Annotated in this window: 17 protein-coding genes; 6 read left to right on the top strand and 11 right to left on the bottom strand. The window is 54.5% G+C overall.

The window, feature by feature from the left end; genetic code table 11:
- Positions 1 to 6: 6 nt before the first annotated feature.
- From folE2 to AC0L6S_RS10550, 3 genes are all read right to left on the bottom strand, one after another.
- Positions 7 to 921, bottom strand: a complete 915-nt coding sequence (folE2, locus tag AC0L6S_RS10540) for a GTP cyclohydrolase FolE2 (RefSeq protein ID WP_473428446.1) — start codon at positions 919 to 921, stop codon at positions 7 to 9.
- A 113-nt stretch (positions 922 to 1,034) separates the two neighbouring features.
- Positions 1,035 to 1,691 carry a DUF2796 domain-containing protein gene (locus AC0L6S_RS10545; RefSeq protein ID WP_473428447.1) on the bottom strand — a complete coding sequence of 219 codons (657 nt, stop codon included), beginning with the start codon at positions 1,689 to 1,691 and terminating at the stop codon, positions 1,035 to 1,037.
- A 332-nt stretch (positions 1,692 to 2,023) separates the two neighbouring features.
- Positions 2,024 to 2,200, bottom strand: coding sequence for a hypothetical protein (locus tag AC0L6S_RS10550; protein WP_473428448.1), 177 nt, complete (start codon positions 2,198 to 2,200; stop codon positions 2,024 to 2,026).
- A gap of 68 nt (positions 2,201 to 2,268) precedes the next feature.
- Between AC0L6S_RS10550 and ppk2 the strand changes: the two genes are divergently transcribed.
- From ppk2 to AC0L6S_RS10565, 3 genes are all read left to right on the top strand, one after another.
- Positions 2,269 to 3,105: a polyphosphate kinase 2 gene (ppk2, locus tag AC0L6S_RS10555; protein ID WP_473428449.1), complete on the top strand. Its 837-nt coding sequence runs from the start codon at positions 2,269 to 2,271 to the stop codon at positions 3,103 to 3,105.
- 273 nt (positions 3,106 to 3,378) lie between these two features.
- Complete coding sequence (locus AC0L6S_RS10560) at positions 3,379 to 3,663, top strand: hypothetical protein (protein ID WP_473428450.1); 285 nt, start codon at positions 3,379 to 3,381, stop codon at positions 3,661 to 3,663.
- Between the two features lie 76 nt (positions 3,664 to 3,739).
- On the top strand, positions 3,740 to 4,456 hold the full coding sequence (locus tag AC0L6S_RS10565) for a DUF3313 family protein (RefSeq protein ID WP_473428451.1): 717 nt from the start codon (positions 3,740 to 3,742) through the stop codon (positions 4,454 to 4,456).
- A 27-nt stretch (positions 4,457 to 4,483) separates the two neighbouring features.
- On the opposite strand, the gene AC0L6S_RS10570 is transcribed toward AC0L6S_RS10565, so the two are convergent.
- The 4 genes from AC0L6S_RS10570 to AC0L6S_RS10585 form a co-directional block, all read right to left on the bottom strand.
- The gene (locus tag AC0L6S_RS10570) at positions 4,484 to 5,140 is read right to left on the bottom strand and encodes a nitroreductase family protein (RefSeq protein WP_473428452.1); all 657 of its coding nucleotides are present in this window, start codon (positions 5,138 to 5,140) and stop codon (positions 4,484 to 4,486) included.
- 51 nt (positions 5,141 to 5,191) lie between these two features.
- Positions 5,192 to 5,611: a nuclear transport factor 2 family protein gene (locus AC0L6S_RS10575; protein ID WP_473428453.1), complete on the bottom strand. Its 420-nt coding sequence runs from the start codon at positions 5,609 to 5,611 to the stop codon at positions 5,192 to 5,194.
- A 90-nt stretch (positions 5,612 to 5,701) separates the two neighbouring features.
- A complete protein-coding gene (locus AC0L6S_RS10580; RefSeq protein WP_473428454.1) occupies positions 5,702 to 6,445 on the bottom strand; it encodes an SDR family NAD(P)-dependent oxidoreductase in 744 nt (247 codons plus the stop codon).
- Positions 6,446 to 6,555: 110 nt separating this feature from the next.
- Entirely contained in the window at positions 6,556 to 7,398 is an 843-nt protein-coding gene (locus AC0L6S_RS10585; RefSeq protein ID WP_473428455.1) for an SDR family NAD(P)-dependent oxidoreductase, read from the bottom strand.
- A 279-nt stretch (positions 7,399 to 7,677) separates the two neighbouring features.
- Here AC0L6S_RS10585 and AC0L6S_RS10590 point away from each other — a divergent pair, with 279 nt between their 5' ends.
- The 3 genes from AC0L6S_RS10590 (at position 7,678) to AC0L6S_RS10600 (ending at position 10,353) form a co-directional block, all read left to right on the top strand.
- Positions 7,678 to 8,328: a TetR/AcrR family transcriptional regulator gene (locus tag AC0L6S_RS10590; RefSeq protein WP_473428456.1), complete on the top strand. Its 651-nt coding sequence runs from the start codon at positions 7,678 to 7,680 to the stop codon at positions 8,326 to 8,328.
- Positions 8,329 to 8,436: 108 nt separating this feature from the next.
- Positions 8,437 to 9,309 carry an SDR family NAD(P)-dependent oxidoreductase gene (locus tag AC0L6S_RS10595; RefSeq protein ID WP_473428457.1) on the top strand — a complete coding sequence of 291 codons (873 nt, stop codon included), beginning with the start codon at positions 8,437 to 8,439 and terminating at the stop codon, positions 9,307 to 9,309.
- Positions 9,310 to 9,435: 126 nt separating this feature from the next.
- Positions 9,436 to 10,353 (top strand): NAD-dependent epimerase/dehydratase family protein, encoded by a 918-nt coding sequence (locus AC0L6S_RS10600; protein WP_473428458.1) that lies wholly within the window; start codon positions 9,436 to 9,438, stop codon positions 10,351 to 10,353.
- Positions 10,354 to 10,387: 34 nt separating this feature from the next.
- Here AC0L6S_RS10600 and AC0L6S_RS10605 read toward each other — a convergent pair whose 3' ends face one another.
- The 4 genes from AC0L6S_RS10605 to prsT all read right to left on the bottom strand — a co-directional run bounded on the left by AC0L6S_RS10605 (position 10,388) and on the right by prsT (position 17,566).
- Positions 10,388 to 11,782, bottom strand: coding sequence for a hypothetical protein (locus AC0L6S_RS10605; protein ID WP_473428459.1), 1,395 nt, complete (start codon positions 11,780 to 11,782; stop codon positions 10,388 to 10,390).
- Between the two features lie 71 nt (positions 11,783 to 11,853).
- Positions 11,854 to 13,017 (bottom strand): sulfotransferase family protein, encoded by a 1,164-nt coding sequence (locus tag AC0L6S_RS10610; RefSeq protein WP_473428460.1) that lies wholly within the window; start codon positions 13,015 to 13,017, stop codon positions 11,854 to 11,856.
- Between the two features lie 454 nt (positions 13,018 to 13,471).
- Complete coding sequence (locus AC0L6S_RS10615) at positions 13,472 to 14,305, bottom strand: PEP-CTERM sorting domain-containing protein (RefSeq protein ID WP_473428461.1); 834 nt, start codon at positions 14,303 to 14,305, stop codon at positions 13,472 to 13,474.
- Between the two features lie 399 nt (positions 14,306 to 14,704).
- Positions 14,705 to 17,566 carry an XrtA/PEP-CTERM system TPR-repeat protein PrsT gene (gene prsT / locus AC0L6S_RS10620; RefSeq protein ID WP_473428462.1) on the bottom strand — a complete coding sequence of 954 codons (2,862 nt, stop codon included), beginning with the start codon at positions 17,564 to 17,566 and terminating at the stop codon, positions 14,705 to 14,707.
- Positions 17,567 to 17,656: the final 90 nt, after the last annotated feature.

Raw genomic sequence — 17,656 nt, forward strand, 5'->3', positions numbered from 1 at the left:
AACATTTCATACTTCTCCCGTTTCAGGATACTTTTGATCGATAACAATCGCATTGTGCGCATGCAAACTTTCTTGATGTTCGACTTTCATCTCGTAATCCAACACCCAGGCGAATTGCTCTAGCATACATTTGATATTTCGAGCGGCATCTTCACAAAACATCAGGTTATCGGCATTCAACCGCGCGAACTCCTGTTCGTCGCTTCGCTTGACCATAGTTTGCACCGGCGTGCCAATCGCCTCTTCAATGTCGGCAACGAGTGACGGTAATAGCGGCCAGTCATTGTTACCCATCGAAAGTGTCAAGTAGACGTAGGAGCGCTGGCTGTGGGGCGTGGCCACCGTCTTGTTCTGTGCCCAGGTCAACAATTCCTGCTTATCGATACTGGACTGAGGGAAATCGCAGTCAATGGCCGCAGCTACCAGCTGCCGTGAAAGTGCTGCCGAACAAGGGCAGGTACTTGAATAGGGAACGATCACTTTCAGGCTGTATTCGAAGCAGTCGTTGACTCTCTTTCCCTCTATTTCGATGCAGTAGGTCTGGAAACCCGTTTCATTACTCAATAGGGATGACTTCGGCAGCAATAAATCAAACACCAGATTGAGCTTCGCGCATTGGCTGATACCACCTTGAGATGTAACGAAATTCTCCAGAAGTGCATCGAGCGATGCTTTGTCGCAGGTCTGGCTGGCTAGTTGATTAAGCAGCGCGTGCAGGCGCGACATGTGAATCCCTTTCGCATTCGGGTCGTCAAGGCTAACGTATACGCCTGCCTTGGCCGCTACTGACTGCTGCTTACCGTCTCCGACATCAAGTGTGAGGGGAACTGCAATGTCCTCCATACCCACCCACTGCAGTGGGTAGGACTTGGCAACCTGTTGAGTCCTGGCGATGTCGGGAAGTTCCCTGAGTGCTTGCATGTAGTTTACGCCTGAAGAAATGGTTAGATATGGGGTAGTTTTAAATTGCAATTGATCATTCATCAATGGCAGAGGCTTTTTGATCTCAGGGAGTACTTCTAATTAGCTATTCATCACGGCGATCCCAACTCGATCACGCGATTGCCTGAACTCAGTTCTGCTGCCCCCTGATTCTCTTGTTTGATCCACATCACATGGATTTTCTGGATACCGGGAAAGAACTCGAAAAGCTCGACCGATATCGAAGACAGATTGGCAGTATTTTCACAACGGTAGGTGTAGCTCACAACCACTTCACTATGACTGCCGCTCTGATCGTGCGACTCATGCTCGTGACCATCTTCATGCCTATGTTCATCTTCATACGCATCTCCGATTTCATGTTTGTGTTCAGCCAAACTGTTTTGGTGATCAATATCAGGGTCGCTGCTGCTCATCAGGCCTGACAGGTCTACCGAAGTCTCAATGTGATCGCAGCGAGCGCCAGAGAACGTAAACAGCGTTTCAAACTTACGAAGTTGAGCCTCAAGGCTTTCAATAGACTCGATTTCTTCCCTGGTAATGGCAGCGTGTTCAAAGCCAGCCAAATCCATTGCGGGCGACGAAAACTGAATTTCAAGCTCTTCACTATCCATCGCGATCGTCAGTTCAGACAGCCCATGTACGTGAGCCGCAAGACCTGAGACAAACTCCTCTGCTGCTTGCACCGACTGTGTCGGCACTGCGAATACCATTACTAACAACGCGAAGCTTAAGACGCGCTTCTTCATCATTTCTCCATGAGGGTCAAACTGCCCCCCTGCCTATCGATATCAGTTGCTACGAGTGTCCTGTTACTTACAACTCTGTCACAGCAATGTACGATACAGCTGCAACATCGGCCAGGCGCACCTCCATATAATGTTATGTTACAACGTATCATTTGTGAGCGCAAAATTAATGCCAGCTTCAATTGGGCTTTCTTCGGCGCTGAACTACACTCGACATTCACTCACGGTCCCCACAAAAAGACTCGTCCTTCACTCCCGCTTGACCTTGCCAGCATAAAACCCAGCCACGCGTACCCCTGCGCATTGAAGCAGCCTCCCAAGAGGAGCTTTTCCTAGAATGTCACCTGAACAACCTGCACTACCGTCGATAGTGCACGTTCATAATTCTTAAGAGGCTTAAGGCCGTAGTGGGATTGATCTGAGGAATTGGCTTGGGGTGACATGCTCAGCCCGCTATTCGTGACATAGGCCAGGCTACCGTCCTCATCGTGCTCCTGTGAGTTTTTCATGTAGTGGATTGCGGCGCGGCAGAAGGGGATAATGGAAAGGGCGCCACAGACCGGGGAAGGAAGTCATCATGTCAAAAACCAGACAAACACGAAAAACACCCCGCAGGGGGCAGCGAACCGCCATGGAAAAGCCTGGAAAATTGGGCCGCAAACAGTACGAGTGCGAGCTTGAGCGGCTGCAGGTCGAATTGGTCAAACTGCAACAATGGGTTGTCCACAAGGGCCTGAGAGTCTGTGTCGTCTTTGAAGGGCGCGACGGCGCCGGTAAGGGAGGAACAATTAAGGCGATTACAGAACGAGTAAGCCCGCGAGTTTTTCGCGTTGCAGCACTGCCAGCGCCGACGGAGCGTGAAAAGAGCCAGATGTACATGCAGCGGTATGTCCGGCACTTCCCTGCCGCCGGCGAGATCGTCCTGTTCGATCGAAGCTGGTACAACCGCGCCGGCGTGGAACGGGTCATGGGGTTCTGCACTGAAGAACAGTCGGAGAGCTTTCTACGCGCGGTACCACTGGTAGAACGCGCGATGGTGGATTCCGGCATCATCCTGCTGAAGTACTGGCTGGAAGTCAGCCCGGAAGAACAGCAACGGCGCCTGGAAAACCGTGTGGATGACGGCCGCAAAATCTGGAAGCTTTCACCTATGGACCTGAAGTCCTACGACAAATGGGATGAATACACGATAGCACGGGACAGGATGTTCCAGGAAACAGACACACCCTATGCACCCTGGTTCGTCGCCAACTCAGAGAACAAAAAACGGGTAAGGCTCAACGTTATCACTCACCTGCTGGCCAATGTGCCCTATAAAAAGTTGCCTCAGAAAAAGGTGTCTCTCCCCAAGCGAAGAGTAGGCAGGGTCCCCGATTCAAATTATCCATTCAAGCATATACCGAATGTATTCTAAGTTTGATACGGCTCGCTAAATCAGCAGGCACCTGTGACAGCCTGCACTACCGGGAGAGGCTGATACCATCCCCAAGCAAGAACATACTGGCTCTATAATGACAGTACGCTATTCTGGAAGAAATTGCTTTCTGGACCATTGGTCGCTGGATAATGGGCAGTGCTTCCCGAGGCCCGCGCAATAGCGCAAAATAGAGATAGGGTTTGAAAAAGCTGCAGTTTCGCCGTACCGAAACGTACGAGATGAAATCGAACAGAGACCGAGAAAAACACTATGGGCGATTCCAGGGAAGATACCGGTGTCATCGAGGCCATACTGGCACGCTTGAACGAATATCGCCTGCCCCGACTGCTTGATTTGAAAGAGAAAGTGGATCGCGGCGAAGCAATCGACGATCACGACCTGCAACTGCTGGAGCGCGTGTTACACGACGGACGGGAAATTCATCCGCTGATCGACCGCTCCCCCAAAGTACAAAACCTCTACGCACAAATTACAGCACTGCATGCAGAGATCACCGCCAAAGCGGTAGAAAACGCCGATAAACCGAAGAGCTGACCGGTGTTTCCCCTGGCTTCAAATCGAAAGAATGATACCCTCGATTATTGACTGAATCCCTCGGCGAGGTAACAACATGCTCCGAAGTTCATTGACTCAATTTACACGACGAGCGTTCTATTTTTTGGTTGCAATGGCTGGTGGTTTAGCTGCTGCGTCTGCTCAGGCCGAACGACAGGACTTTCCCGCTGTAGACACTTTCGGCCTGCCCCGCGTGGAGGCCGCAAAAGTACAGGCCCTGTATCTGGATCCGGAGGCGGATTTCTCACAGTATCAACGCGTCGCTATCGGCAACGTTGAGGTCGCCTTTCGCAAGAACTGGCAACGCGACCAAAATCGCTCAAGACGCACACCCGGCAGCCGGATTACCGATAAGGACGTCGAACGCATCCGGCTGGCTGTTGCCGAGTTATTTGAGGAAATCTTCCGGGAGGAACTCACTGCGGCGGGCTACACCGTCGAGCAGGGGCCAGAAATTTCAGGCGATACCGATGATCTTTTGATACTGCTACCGGCAATTCTGAACCTGGATGCCACAGCGCCGGACAAGATGGTTGCCGGGCGAACACGTACCTTTACCACATCGGCGGGGTCCATGACGCTGTATCTGGAGTTCCATGACGGCGTCGGCGGAGCACTACTCGGGCGTGCGCTGGACTCCAGAGCTGCGCCGAATACGATATCCATGAGCATCAGCAATGCGGTGACCAACCGGGCAGAAGCCAGTCGCATGGTCCGCCACTGGGCCGGGTTGCTGGTTGACGCCCTGAACAGCGCCCGGGGCAAACCGTGAGTCAACTGGATTCATCACATGATCCCGCTAACTGTCCGCCTCAAAGTGATTCCAGTACGCGACCTCATCGACGGGCTTGCGGTAGGCCTTCTTAAACTGCGTACCAATGGTACAGGCAATTGGAAAAAGTCCCACCTGCGTGAACTGGTCATAAGGCACCCCCAGTAACTCAGCCATTTCTCGCTCCCGCCACAAATGGGCGGTTGTCCATGCACTGCCCATACCGCGTTCCCTCAGGGCCAGAAAAAAGCTCCAGGTGGCTTGCAGGATGGAGCCATAGGCGCTCGCCTGGAAGAACGCATTGCTGTTTTCCACCCTACCGGGCATCAGCGGGAACAGTATCGCCGGAACCCTGTGCATGTGCCGCCTGAGGTAGTCCACCGACTCGTTGATACCATCGAAACCTGGAACGGCTGCCCCGGCATAGTTCTCGCCAATGGCATCACCCAACGTGGCGATAAAATCTTCAGTGCCCTGGTTATACAGTTCGCTGACACGCTGAATAACCCGGGGGTCATCGACGATTACCCAGCGCCAGGTATTAAGATTCGAGCCATTGGGTGCCTGCAACGCGATTTCCAGACACTCCCGAATCACATCGCGACTGACCGGCTTTTCCAGATCCAGTCGCTTTCTAACACTGCGCGTTGTGGTGAGCAGTTCGTCGGCACTTAGGTTAAGCATAGACTTCCTCCAGTTGGACCTGACGCAGATCTTCGGGTATCACTGCACACCCTATGCAGTCTCAAACAACAAATCAAACGCCTGCTTTGAATCCCAGTATTCCTGGAATCGCGATACCTTTCCGTCTTCCAGTTTGACCAGAAACAGGTAGTCGTTGATGTAGTCCACGCCCCCTTTCGTCCTGCACTGCATGGTGAACTGGTAGACCACGTGGTCATCTTCAGCAGACAGGTACCGTTGATTGGGGTAAGTGATAGTCTCGGGCAGGTAGCCATTCTGGTGCTCTTTGCCACTGTTGGCGACATTGAGGCAGGCGTCGAAACCTACATGTTCAATAGAGCCCTCATTACCGGGTATCGGCATTGAACGCGTCGTAATCCAAGTGACATCTTCAGTGGCTAGAGATCGAGCAAGTTCCGGATCTGTCCAGAGACTGTTGAAAAACGTTTCTACCACAGTTTTATCATTCATACTTTTTTCCTCTGTGTATGTACCAGTTTTTCGTAAGGTGTAGACCGCCGCCTGACGGCGCCAATCGTTACCATGGATGCTGCAAAGTGCCTACGTCGTCACACCACCCCCATTCACATGGATGGTCTGCCCGGTGACAAAAGACGCTTCAGCAGAGGCCAACCAGACGACTGCGGGCCCAACGTCATCACCACTACCAAGCCGCTGTACAGGGACTGTACTCGCGAGACTCGCCACCAGGTCGGGATCATTCACATCTGTCATTTCCATCAATCCCAGCGCTAGCGAGTTCGCCGTCACACCCAGCTGCGCATTCTCGATCGCTATGTGTCGCATGAAGGAGGCCGCCCCCGCCTTGCCAGCACCATAGGAGGCGACACCGAACGGCAGCCCAACGGCGCAGGCGCCCGAGGAAATAGTAATCAGGCGGCCAAAGCCTCGCTCACACATCCCCTTGAGCACCGCGTGCGTCGTGTTGATTACACCGAACAGATTCACATCAATCGCGGGATTCCAGTCGCCGGGCTGCATATCGCGGAACAAGGTCGGCTGCATTGCAGAGGCACCGGCATTTCCGGCATTGTTGACCACGATATCCACTGCTCGCTCACCCAGATGATGTACAACCGAATCACAATCCGTGACATCAAATGCCAGTGCCGTTGCCTGGCCTCCTGTTTGCGTGATCTGCTCCGCCGCCTGACTGGCACGATCCTCGTAATAGTCATTAACCAGCACATGTGCACCGCGCGCGGCAAGATGGCGAGCGATTCCCGAGCCGATACCCTGACCGGCGCCGGTAACGAGGGCGAGTTTTCCGGTAAGATCAAACATGGGCTTTTCCTCTCATAGCGGTTTGTATTCGTATGGACATATAGCGCTGACTTTCGGCGTTGATCGATCCAACGATAAATGGTCGCTATCGCGACAGCACTGTTGGCAGGTCATGGGAGTTCACCCAGAGTAAACGCATCGCCAATAATATTTTTCCCGCTAAGATCATGTAGCTTGCGACCACTGGCATGAACGATATTGCGGCTATAGACTACCTGCCCGACGTGCCGCCCTGTACACAACTCCAGCGCCCCCTCTGCCATCATTTCGATGGGTTCGACCATATCCGGGCGACGCTTTGCAATAGCCTCGACCGCCTCTCCAACATTGGTGAGAACAATATTGTTCGGTGCCATGGCGTTGACAAAGATATTCTCCTCCACCAATTCGTCCGCCAGTGCCTCGGTGTAGCGATTCAGCGCCGCCTTGCTCGCCCCATAGGGCCCGATGACATGCGCCGCAATTTTGGCATCCGGGTAAGGCGGCTCTGGCTGCTCAGCCGTGCGGCTGGAGATGTTTAGACACCAGCCGCCACCCTTGTCGCGCATGCCGGGTAGTGCCTGCTGCAACAGTTCGATCGGAACATTGACATTGAGATCGAAAACACGGTTTCGGGAGGCGGTGGAGTTCATGCTGGGTAATTCATAGTCGGCCCGCGCGGCATTGTTGACCAGCACATCCACCGCGCCGAAATACGCGTTCGCTCTTTCGATCAGATTACAGCGCGCCTCGGGGTCGGCGAGATCACAGGCGATCGCAGCCGCCTGCCCTCCCGCTGATGTGATCGTGGCCACCGTGCCTTCCAGGGTGCCCTCCATATCACCATGTGCGCCCATGCGTGAGGCACACACCACTACCGCTGCTCCTTCGGCCGCAAAACGCATTGCGATCGCCCTGCCAATACCGCGACTGGCGCCGGTTACGAGAGCAACGCGACCTTTCAATTCACCCATTATTCACTCCTGCTGAAATTCAATAGTTGCGGATTCAATCTGCGCCGTTTACCTTGAGTGCCACTGCCGTTCACATGTATTGCCACTTCCTGGTCTCCCGCAGCTAGCTGCAGTTACTGCCCACCTATTGGCTCGTTCGAGCCAGCCACAAAAAGCATAGAGGCAACTGAGCTGGCGCCACAACTGGCATTAACACGATCGCCCAGATCACCTAACTCCTTGATAAGTTGTAGTATTTGCTGCACATTCCCAACGTCATCAATGGATTCTTACATTTCTATGAGCAAGCCGGACCTACCGCAACCGCGCAAGCGGCCGAAGCAATCCCGCTCCCTGATGCTGGTAAAAGCCATCCAGGAGGCATGTCTGAAAATATTGGAGGATGAAGGGCCGGGGCAACTGACGACCCAGAGAATCGCAGATGTAGCGGGTGTGAATATCGCATCACTGTACCAGTACTTCCCCAATAAAGAGGCCGTGCTGGCCGAAGTTTTTCAGGAGCAGGTGCAGGAATACACGCGCGCTGCGCAGAAACGCATTAGGGAGATAGGGAGGCTGTCGCGAATCTCACTCGAAGACACGCTGGCGGCGATTGTAGAAATGGAAGTAGAGCAACGACTGATGCTACACCGTATGGATCCCGATTTTTACCGGGCGTACCAACACAGTTTTGACGTACATCGCCAGATTAATGAGTTGCAGGTATCGCAAAGCTATCCGGGCTGGGATGAGTGGCTGACAGTATTTCTTAACCAGCACCGGGACCGACTGCGAAGCGATGATATTCCCCGGTTGAGTCGCATTACCTCACACACTTTATCCGGCGTACTGCTATCTGCAAGTTCGGAAGAACCGGAACTTCTGGAGCAGGAGAGCTTCAAGCAGGAACTCCTTACCCTGCTGATGAACTATCTTTGCAAAACCGGCTAGAGCCTGCGCAGACGAGCCATTTCTTGTTGTTCAAGGCTAATTGGATCAGCGTTAACTGCCTTGCACGAGGCAGCTTTTTCAGCAGAATCAGGTACACTATTTCACACTATGAAAACAGTAATCGTCACAGGTGCCAACAAAGGTATCGGCTTCGCCACGGTCAGGGCCATACTTGAACAGCACAGTAACGTTCAAGTACTGCTCGGCTCCCGCGATACCGAGCGCGGCCAGACAGCCCTTCAGAATCTCTGCGGGATTAATCCCGACTGGGCCCGGCGTCTGTCACTACTGACCATTGATGTGGCGAGTGACGAATCGGTGCGGACCGCGCTGGATAGTGTTAAAAGCACAATCAACGCGCCGCTATACGGGCTCGTCAACAACGCAGGTATCGGACTGGGTTCAACAGATCTGCGCGAGGTGCTGGAGGTGAACACATTCGGCGTGAAGCGTGTTTGCGACGCTTTCCTGCCGCTACTGACAGATGGGGGCAGGGTAGTGAACGTCTCTTCCGCATCTGCGGTGCACTTCGTCAGCCGGTGCAATGCGGATCGCCAGACGTTCTTCCAGAATGAAGCTGTTGAATGGCCGGCCATCGAATCACTGATAGCAGAGGTAATCGCGGTTCAGCGTAACGCCCGGGGGAGCAACGATCTCGGCATGGATGTGGACAACGCCTATGGATTCAGCAAGGCCTGCACCACGCTATATACACTGTCATTGGCACGTCAGAACCCACGCCTGTTGATCAACGCATGCACTCCCGGTTATATCGAGACCGATTTGACACGCCCCTCGGCAGAGCGACAGGGCGTCGCACCTGCTGAACTGGGTATGAAAGCACCGGAGCACGGTACACTGTCGATTATGCACCTGCTGTTTGGAGAACCCCACGGCTCCGGTCACTACTACGGCAGCGATGCTAAGTGCAGCCCGCTTGATCGCTATCGCGCACCGGGATCACCTGAGTACCGACAGTGAGACAACGGATAGTTTGCTTGCTGACACACCGACATAGCATATCTGGCTATACCACCCTCCCCTCCTGGCTGCGAACTAATCAGGTAAACTGCCTCCTTGCGAAGCGGTAACCATCAATAGAGCGGAATGATGAAAGTTCTGATTGTCGGCGGCTCCGGCCTGATTGGCGGCGATGCCGCACTCTACCTCAAAGAAAAGGGCCACGATGTCACCATTATGTCCCGTGCTAAATCCAGCGTGCCCGCACTGGCGGAATTGCCTGCATTGATAACCGACTATATCAATGATGATGTGAGTGACGGTCGGCTTGAGGGCTTCGACTGGCTGGTATTCTCCGCAGCGGCCGACATCCGCAACCTTCCCCGGGATGGATCAGAAACACCCGAACAATTCTACACCCGCGCCAACGACGAGGCGGTCCCCCGGTTTTTCGAGGCGGCTCACACTGCGGGCATCAAGCGAACGGTATATATCGGCACGTTCTACCCACAGGTTGCGTCCCAGCGTATTGGCGTCTGCCCCTATGTCACATCCCGCCACAACACCGCTGAAGCTGTCTCAGCAATGAGTGGCGACGACTTCAATACCTGCTGCCTGAATCTGCCGTTTGTACTGGGGCATATTCCGGGCCTTGTACAACCGCATATCGGTGCGCTGGTACAGTATGCGCAGGGTAATCTGGAGGGAGCCCCCCTATTCGCTCCACGCGGTGGCACCAACCATATCAGCACGCAGTCGGTCTCAGAAGCACTTCTGAATGCACTTGAGAAAGGCGAATCCGGTAAGCAATACCTTATCGGGGACGAAAACTACAGTTGGAAAGATTACCTGGAGCTCTGGTTCACGGCAGCCGGCAACCCGGTGAACCTGGAAGTCCGCGAGGACGATCACCCGCTATTGCCCAATGCAATTATGTTTGCCGGCGCCGGCGCAACGGTAAGCTATGAAGCCGACTCGCGGGAGGCCGCCTTGCTCGACTATGGCCGGAGGCGCATCAAACCAGTGATCGAGAAAATTGTCGCCTCTCAATTGAGCGCCACGTAACACTGTTAGCCTCGGCAGCTACGCGAGAGCGCTGTCAGAATACCCTGAAACGTTTTTGCACATGTCGCTGACGCGCGCGAATAACCTCGCGTCTCTGCTCCGGCGTTACTCTCGGCTGATCATCCCCAAACGCCGCCTGAACCTGATCGAACGGTATCACCCGACAGGAAATTGTCGGCCACTCTTCTTTTGGAGGCAATTCTGAATACGCCCAGCGATGACTGAGATAGCCGCGCGGCAAGCCGGTGGTATCGATCCAGTTCTGCACGCCGGGATCGCGATGCGCCACCACCCAGCACTGTTTACCATCGGCACCGATATGCATCTGGGAGAGGTTCAGGCTACTCTGGTGGTTCGCGTAGTCGGGTGACTCGCCCCACATATTGCCCAGATGCATACTGGTATACACCGGGTTTCCACTAAACTCCGCCTCAATATATAAGGCCTCATCGTCAGCGAGATCGTATATCCCGCCGGCATAGATATTTGTGCTCATGCCACCACCGGTATCGCTTGATGCCGCGTTTGGCGTGTTATATGCATTTACTGGCATGAAGTAGGGGCTGCCATTATCTTCATGCGTCTGGTTGCAGTTCAGAATGGCATCGTAAAAATGCAGCCAGAAACGCATATGACCACGGACGAGCGCACCCATGTTGCGCAAGTTTGCAGCTACTTTTTTCGCTGACAGGTGCTCGGGATGCTTACCGGCCGTATCGATGCATTCGATCTCAAGGTGAATGGCCTCTTCATTTTCCCAGTCGTAAAACAGCTGCCGCCCGCTGATAAACTCGGCAAAGCGATCACCCGCATCGGGATCCTGCTGACTCGGGCCCTTGCGAGTGCAGATAAAGTTTCCGTTATAACCGTCAGGCTTTTCCGGCCCCAGCACTAACTCGAAAGTCCCGTCACCCTCAACCTTGATATTGGAAGAATCCAGTGTGCCAAAGCCTGTCCGATACCCCGGCGTCAACTCCCTCAAATCACCGGTATCACCAGACAACGGCCCTGTGGTTACCTCGAAAATCAGGTACTGCGGTGCGAACGGGCCTTCACCACTGCGCTCGCTACCGCCCCAGTGCGTGTGGTTGCCCACATTGCCGGTAATACGGTAGTTCTTACGGCCATCAATCCCCGCATAGAAGTAGATAGCGTCGCAATTTTCTATCGTAGACTTGTTAAAGATTGAGAGCGCATTGCGAAAAGCGGGGAAATCCGGGTCATCGTGAAAACAGCGCTCAATGGCATGATGCATAAAGCCCGAAAGGTAACGGTAGCCTTCCGCGAGATTTCTGTCGGTGGGCTGTGGCGGGAAATACCGGGGGTTGTCGATTGTGTCGCGTGCGGCCTGCAGTTCATTCATGAAGTCATCGAACGCGGCCTTCAGTTCTAACTCCGCTTCCTTCGAATCTTGCGCTGTGTGTGTCATTGTAGCTGTCCCTCTTATAGTCTATTAACGCCTGGGCCATGTCGGGTTTTGAGTTCAGGATGTCCGATCGTTCAGGAGGCTGTTTCTCCCATGCTCTGCTGATCGGCGGGTTCAATATCCCATTGATAAATCTGGTAGAAGTCATCCAGACGCTCGCGAATCTCTTCGCGGGAAAGGTGGTACTCACCCAGACTGTATTCAAACTTGCTGTTGTGTTTCTTCTCACGCTCGGCCTGGGCCAGCAACCACTGGTCAAACGCCGCTGTTACCGTCATACCCAGCGCCTTGTAGACCTCGTGAATGGTTTCCCGGGGTGCATTGGTAAGATTGCGGTAATCCACCACGCATTGCGGAGTTTGTGGGTGCGCAGCCAGCACATTTCTGGGATTATCGAAACTCTCGAAGGACAGTTCAGCCAGTATATTGAGCGAGCGCTCGTACTGGGCCTTCGTCCAGCCCCGCGCGCCCCAGGCCGATTCGAGCAGCTTCAGGCAACTGGGGATGCACTCTGCGGGATCGCGCATCATGACGACGATACGCGCATCAGGAAACTCCTCAATGATGGAATCGACCCAGCCACACATCAGTGGGTTTTTGGCAAGGTGTGTCTTGTTACCACCGTAGAGCAGTAACTGGCGCTTGACCAACTCCCGGTAGTGCCCCATCCAGCGACGCCGCTTTGCCGGCATCTGGTCCAGGTGAAAAAAATCAACTACGTCCATCATCGGAATATCGACAGACCACTGCTGCGTGACGAACGCAGCCCCCATCGCAAAGCAATCCTCCTCGGCACTCCACAGGCTCATATAGTGCATGTGCCTATAGGGACCGAATGTCTTGTCGTCCCAGGCTTTCAACTTACCCTGCACGTAGCCCCTCAGCAGATACATATCCAGGATGCCTACCACGCGAATGACTTTCTTCTGCAGCAGGGAGGGAAAGAACATCTCCCAGTAGAGAAAGTAACTGAAGCGATCGCCGTCGGCGCTCATCAGTCGGTGCATCAAGGTTGTACCGGAGCGACCGTGGCCCACAATAAAAACCGGCTGCTCCACCCGCTGTGTCCAGAGCCGCCAGAACAGCAGGTAATCCAGCATGAAACAAATGCCGTGAATCAGGCTCAGCAATGGCACGACCAGCAATAGCCGTACCAGCATGCGATTGCGTCCTCGCCATTCACGCAAGCCCCAGACGTGGCGCACAACTCGCCACCAGTAATCGTAGTCAAAATACATGGTGGGTAATCTAGCGAGTGAGCGGCGGGCGCACAACTGGCGTTCACCGCATGACGGATAACCCATAGAACGTTGATTTATAGTACTTTTTTTCCGGCACAAAAGCGTACAGGCCAGCGGCTTATGTTTCTATACCCCCCCATCCAGCCACTGCAGAGAGATCACCCTGCTGGCGCTGACGTCAGCCGACGCCTGCTCTCACCCTTATCGGCAGCTTTCTATCAGTAACGTGAGTGGAGTTTGCCAGGCTGAGAGCGTGGCCCTTGGCGGCATAGAAGACCGAATCGAGAGCGAGGTTACGGTGGCTAATTCAGGGGTTGAGACTGAGGACCCGAAGCCGGTAAAACCGCGTAAGAACCTCTGCGACTGCCCTCTCGCGAGGCAAGCGAATGTACCCGGTGGGCTACATGAAAAGCCCCCTTCTACGGGGGCTCTAATGGCGTTCCTGAACTGGTCAGCTACACTTGCGGCGCGACCAACCTAAACCCGCGAGGCCGAGGCCGATCAGGGCGAGAGTGGCTGGAACCGGAACCTCCAGGCTGGCGTTATCAAAGGCCAGCGTATCCAGGGTATTGACGGGAAACCAGGCGTAACGATTCCCCCCGACAACAGTGCCTGTCAGGTCAGCAGGATTACCCAAGGTCCAGGAGTGTACTAGCGAGCCACCGAACGCGAGTATGCTGAGGTCCACATTCAATACCCCGGCGTTGTCATAGAAGTGATGCTCAAACGTGTACCAACCCGTGGTATCGATCGCGATAGGGTCTCTGGCAGGGTTTTTGGGAATGTCGATGCCGCTATCCGCATTATTACTGGCACTTATGATGAAGCGGTCGGTTCCCGCGCCTGGCCCGTCGATATCCGAGCTGTCATAGAACCCGGCATTGAAGATAAAGTCTCGAAGATGGTTGCCCGAGGTGTTGTTGATCCCCGAGGAATAATCAAAGCGCGAATCATCTGCCACTCCGCCATCGACGTCCAGGTAGATATCGAGTGACGTGGTGTACTCCTGAAAAACGTTAGGGGGTGGGTTGCCGAAATTGGAACCACCCCAGTTGCCGGCAGAACCGATACTGCTCGACTCGGCATGATAGCTGCCGGAGGCCGAGGTGATGCCATTGGTACCGGACGCGACACGGGTCGCGTCATAGGTCCCACCATAAACATCCCAGCCCGACAGGTCGGTCTCGAAGCCATTGGAATACAGTTCCGCGGCAGTCGCGGATGTGGCAAGGGTAAGAGGGAGTATGCAGGCGCAGGCGGCACCCAATAACTGAAGTTTCTTCATGGTGAATCGATCTCCTTATCGCGTAATATCCATCCGGACGCTGTGAACACAAACGACCGCTGCTGTTTTCCATAAAGCTGGATTACATAACCGCAACCCAGCCGCAGGTCTAGATTAAGCAATAAAGATGCCAAGCGAAAAAAAATAGCGTGACTTCAACTATTTGGGGAACTTGCCGAATGAGAACGGCGTGCAGCTTGTCCCGAATTCGGCCTTCACTGTAAAAAATGTGGACACAATACGATGCCACAACCCGAGAAAACTGCCGATCGGCGCCTTCATCACAAAAATTGCAATAGCTATCAACCGGTTAGGGTGGGGGCCACCTGTAAGAAATACGAACAGCGGATAAACTGCGTCGCGAAAACTGTCTGCCTGACACCGGCCAATGGAGCCGCTCTATGGTCTACTCTGCAGGCGCTCGATCAGAGTCGAGCCACCCGGTAGTTCCGCCAGCCCAATGCCCGCATCAAACAGGGGCTGCAGCACCAACCTGGCTTCGTCCTCCAGGTCGCTATCGGTGAGAGCAAGTGCGAGATGAACGCGGAAGCTGACATTCTCGGGCGCACGAGCCACGGCTTCCCGCAGCAGTTGAGTGCCTCGCTCTGTCAGCCCCGTCTCCAGGAGTAACCAGCCATACAAATGCTGGGCATATACGTCATTCGGGGCCAGTTCGTACGCCTCCTGGGCTGTCTTCAGGTCACGCCTGTCATCCATCGCGTGATAGCTACCTGCCAGTCTCACCAGTACGGGTATATTGCCGGGCTCGCGGCTTGCCACAATTTCATACTGTTCCACCGCTCGCTCAGTGAGCCCCGCACGCATAGACTCGTCGGCCCAGGCCAATCGCGCCACGTTGTCATCAGGGTTGTCCGCCAGCCAGTCTGTCATTGCCCGCTCGGCCGCTGCAGTGTCGCCGGCACGCGCCAGCGCAGCATAATAACGCGCTAGCGTGATCGAACTCTTTTCGCTGCGGTACGCCTGACCCAGGACAGCTGATGCCTGTTGGTAATCTTCGCTATCCATCAGAACTTGCCCTTTTACGAGATAGCCCAGGCTGATTTGGGGGTGGCTCTGAATCAGGCGTTCAGCCAACGCTAATGCCGCCTCAGGGTTACCACGCTGACGCTCTATCATCGAAAGCTTGACCAGTGCGCGTGGACTGTCCGCGTCGATCTCCAATAATCGCTGCAGCGCTGTGTAGGCTGCTGCAGTGTGGCCACCGGATTCATAGGCATCGACTATTCGCCATTTGATCATCAAATTATCGGGATTTTCCCGCTCCAACCGATCAAACATCGCGAGGCTATCATCTGTATTGCCGACCTGCAGATTCGCATTCGCCAGCATATACTGGGCAACAGGATGGCCTGGAATCAATTTATCTATCTCCCGGCTAACCTCCAGAGCCCTGTCGCTGTCACCCCGTTCCATGTAGAGGTCGGCCAGGATCAGGCGTGGCTGCAACGCAGCTTTTCGAGCGGCGCGGATCTTTTCGAGCCGGGCAATCGCTCCGCGGAAGTCGCCGTTGGCAATCGCTTCTTTTGCCTGCCACAATTGCGCCGTTATATTGTCTCCATCCCGTGCCAACAGCGCCTCGATACGCTGCGTCGCCAACGCTTCGCTGCCGTTGTTCATCTCTGTCCGCGCCAGTGAGAGATCAGCAAGGCTGAATCCCGGGTCGAGCTCCAGCGCACGTTGATAAGATTGCGCTGCGGCGAGACTGTCACCGGATACATCGAGTACCGAGGCATGGAGATACTGTATCTGTACATCATCAGGCCACTTGGCCATCAGCGCAGCACTGTGAGCCAACGCCTTGTCGAAGTCTCCAGACAGCAGGTACGCGATCCCCAGCATTGTTTGTGTTTCTACTTTTTCAGGTGCATGCGCCGCCAACAGTTCCAGTTTTGAGACAGCTTCCCCGGTGGCACCGCTATTGAGGTTATCAAGCGCAACACGTGTCGCCGAAGTCACCGAGCCGAGTTTAAAGAATAGCGACTGATACGCTTTCGCACGTGCGGTATCACCCATCGCCGCATGGGCATCTGCCAGAATTGCTGCTATTTCCGGGTCACGGCGTGATTGTTCGACCAGCGGCTCCAGCAACTCTACCGCATACTTGGGTGACCCTCTTTCGTTCACAATGGCTGCGAGCTGTCTGCGGCCCAATACACTGTCCGGCTCTAGCCGATGAAACAGGTTGAGGTATTCCAGCGCCAGATCCTGATTTCCCATCGCGTAATACACCTCGCCCATGAGCAGAATACTCATGGCGTGGTCGGGTTCGTAATCCAGCACGATCTGCAGTGCATCGAGTGCCTGTACATATTGTTGTGTCTGCTTGGCGTAGAGGGCGCGGACATAGGCGCTCATGGGATCTGAGGGAAATTTGCTGGCCAACAGGGCGGCTGGCGCGCGAGCATCTTCCAGGCGGTTGCCCGCAATCAGTGTTCTCACCAAGCCAGCGATGGCATAGACATTGTCTGGACCCAGTTCAACGGCACCTTCAAACGCGGTTCGCGCGTCATCCAGATTGCCCCGCGAAAGTTCCAGTTCTCCCCGCAGTATCCATGTTTCTGGCTGATCCAACCCACTGGCCAGAACGCGCTCAATGTCTGCATCGGGAAGCCCGGACAGATCGGACCCCAAGCCGGATTCCACAAGCCCTTTTTTGGCCTCGCTATTGTGAGGATTGAGTTGCAGAGCCTCCTGGAACGCCGCAACCGCATCATCCAGTTTACCAACACGTAGCAGCGACCAGCCACGCAGCACTTCCCATGCCGATGCGCTCATTTTTGAATCGACGTCCGACCACTCGTCGTAGAGTTTCAACACACCCTTGTAGTCACGTACCAGCAGTTTTGATCGAGCCAACGCCAGCACCATATCCGGGTTGCGGTATCCCAGGTCGTACGCTTCCTGCATATAGTCGGTAGCGTCGGCATTCTGGTTCATTTGCAGATAGGTATCCCCCATGATCCAGCGCAATTCGCCGTCACGGGGGTTATCCCTGATGACATGCTTTAACTCGGTGACCGTGGAGGCGTAGTTCTCCTGTGCCAGAAACTCCATCGCCCTCGCATGGTGATCCACTGGCTTCAAATAGTGCCATCCGACAATAGCGCCTATAACCACGCCCAACAGGACCAGCACCAGTAGTGTCAGTTTAAGGCCGGTATAACTGGGTGGCTCGGGCCAGTCACCAGACCCGTCGTCGATACCCCGATCCCCGCCGTGGATGTTGTTGTGTACACGCATAAAAAAATCGGAACCTGAAACGTCCTTGTCCTCAGCAATCAATGCACCGAACAGGTAGCCGGTATGCTACCGCTACGGTGTGGATTGGGA

This window comes from Halioglobus sp. D3-4 (assembly GCF_055809315.1).

Coding starts and splice junctions, on each gene's coding strand:
- folE2 (WP_473428446.1), bottom strand. CDS start 921: ATGCAAGCACTCAGGGAACTTCCCGACATCGCCAGGACTCAACAGGTT.
- AC0L6S_RS10560 (WP_473428450.1), top strand. CDS start 3,379: ATGGGCGATTCCAGGGAAGATACCGGTGTCATCGAGGCCATACTGGCA.
- AC0L6S_RS10595 (WP_473428457.1), top strand. CDS start 8,437: ATGAAAACAGTAATCGTCACAGGTGCCAACAAAGGTATCGGCTTCGCC.
- AC0L6S_RS10585 (WP_473428455.1), bottom strand. CDS start 7,398: ATGGGTGAATTGAAAGGTCGCGTTGCTCTCGTAACCGGCGCCAGTCGC.
- AC0L6S_RS10565 (WP_473428451.1), top strand. CDS start 3,740: ATGCTCCGAAGTTCATTGACTCAATTTACACGACGAGCGTTCTATTTT.
- prsT (WP_473428462.1), bottom strand. CDS start 17,566: ATGCGTGTACACAACAACATCCACGGCGGGGATCGGGGTATCGACGAC.
- AC0L6S_RS10610 (WP_473428460.1), bottom strand. CDS start 13,017: ATGTATTTTGACTACGATTACTGGTGGCGAGTTGTGCGCCACGTCTGG.
- AC0L6S_RS10600 (WP_473428458.1), top strand. CDS start 9,436: ATGATGAAAGTTCTGATTGTCGGCGGCTCCGGCCTGATTGGCGGCGAT.
- AC0L6S_RS10590 (WP_473428456.1), top strand. CDS start 7,678: ATGAGCAAGCCGGACCTACCGCAACCGCGCAAGCGGCCGAAGCAATCC.
- AC0L6S_RS10545 (WP_473428447.1), bottom strand. CDS start 1,691: ATGAAGAAGCGCGTCTTAAGCTTCGCGTTGTTAGTAATGGTATTCGCA.
- AC0L6S_RS10550 (WP_473428448.1), bottom strand. CDS start 2,200: ATGAAAAACTCACAGGAGCACGATGAGGACGGTAGCCTGGCCTATGTC.
- AC0L6S_RS10570 (WP_473428452.1), bottom strand. CDS start 5,140: ATGCTTAACCTAAGTGCCGACGAACTGCTCACCACAACGCGCAGTGTT.
- AC0L6S_RS10615 (WP_473428461.1), bottom strand. CDS start 14,305: ATGAAGAAACTTCAGTTATTGGGTGCCGCCTGCGCCTGCATACTCCCT.
- ppk2 (WP_473428449.1), top strand. CDS start 2,269: ATGTCAAAAACCAGACAAACACGAAAAACACCCCGCAGGGGGCAGCGA.
- AC0L6S_RS10605 (WP_473428459.1), bottom strand. CDS start 11,782: ATGACACACACAGCGCAAGATTCGAAGGAAGCGGAGTTAGAACTGAAG.
- AC0L6S_RS10580 (WP_473428454.1), bottom strand. CDS start 6,445: ATGTTTGATCTTACCGGAAAACTCGCCCTCGTTACCGGCGCCGGTCAG.
- AC0L6S_RS10575 (WP_473428453.1), bottom strand. CDS start 5,611: ATGAATGATAAAACTGTGGTAGAAACGTTTTTCAACAGTCTCTGGACA.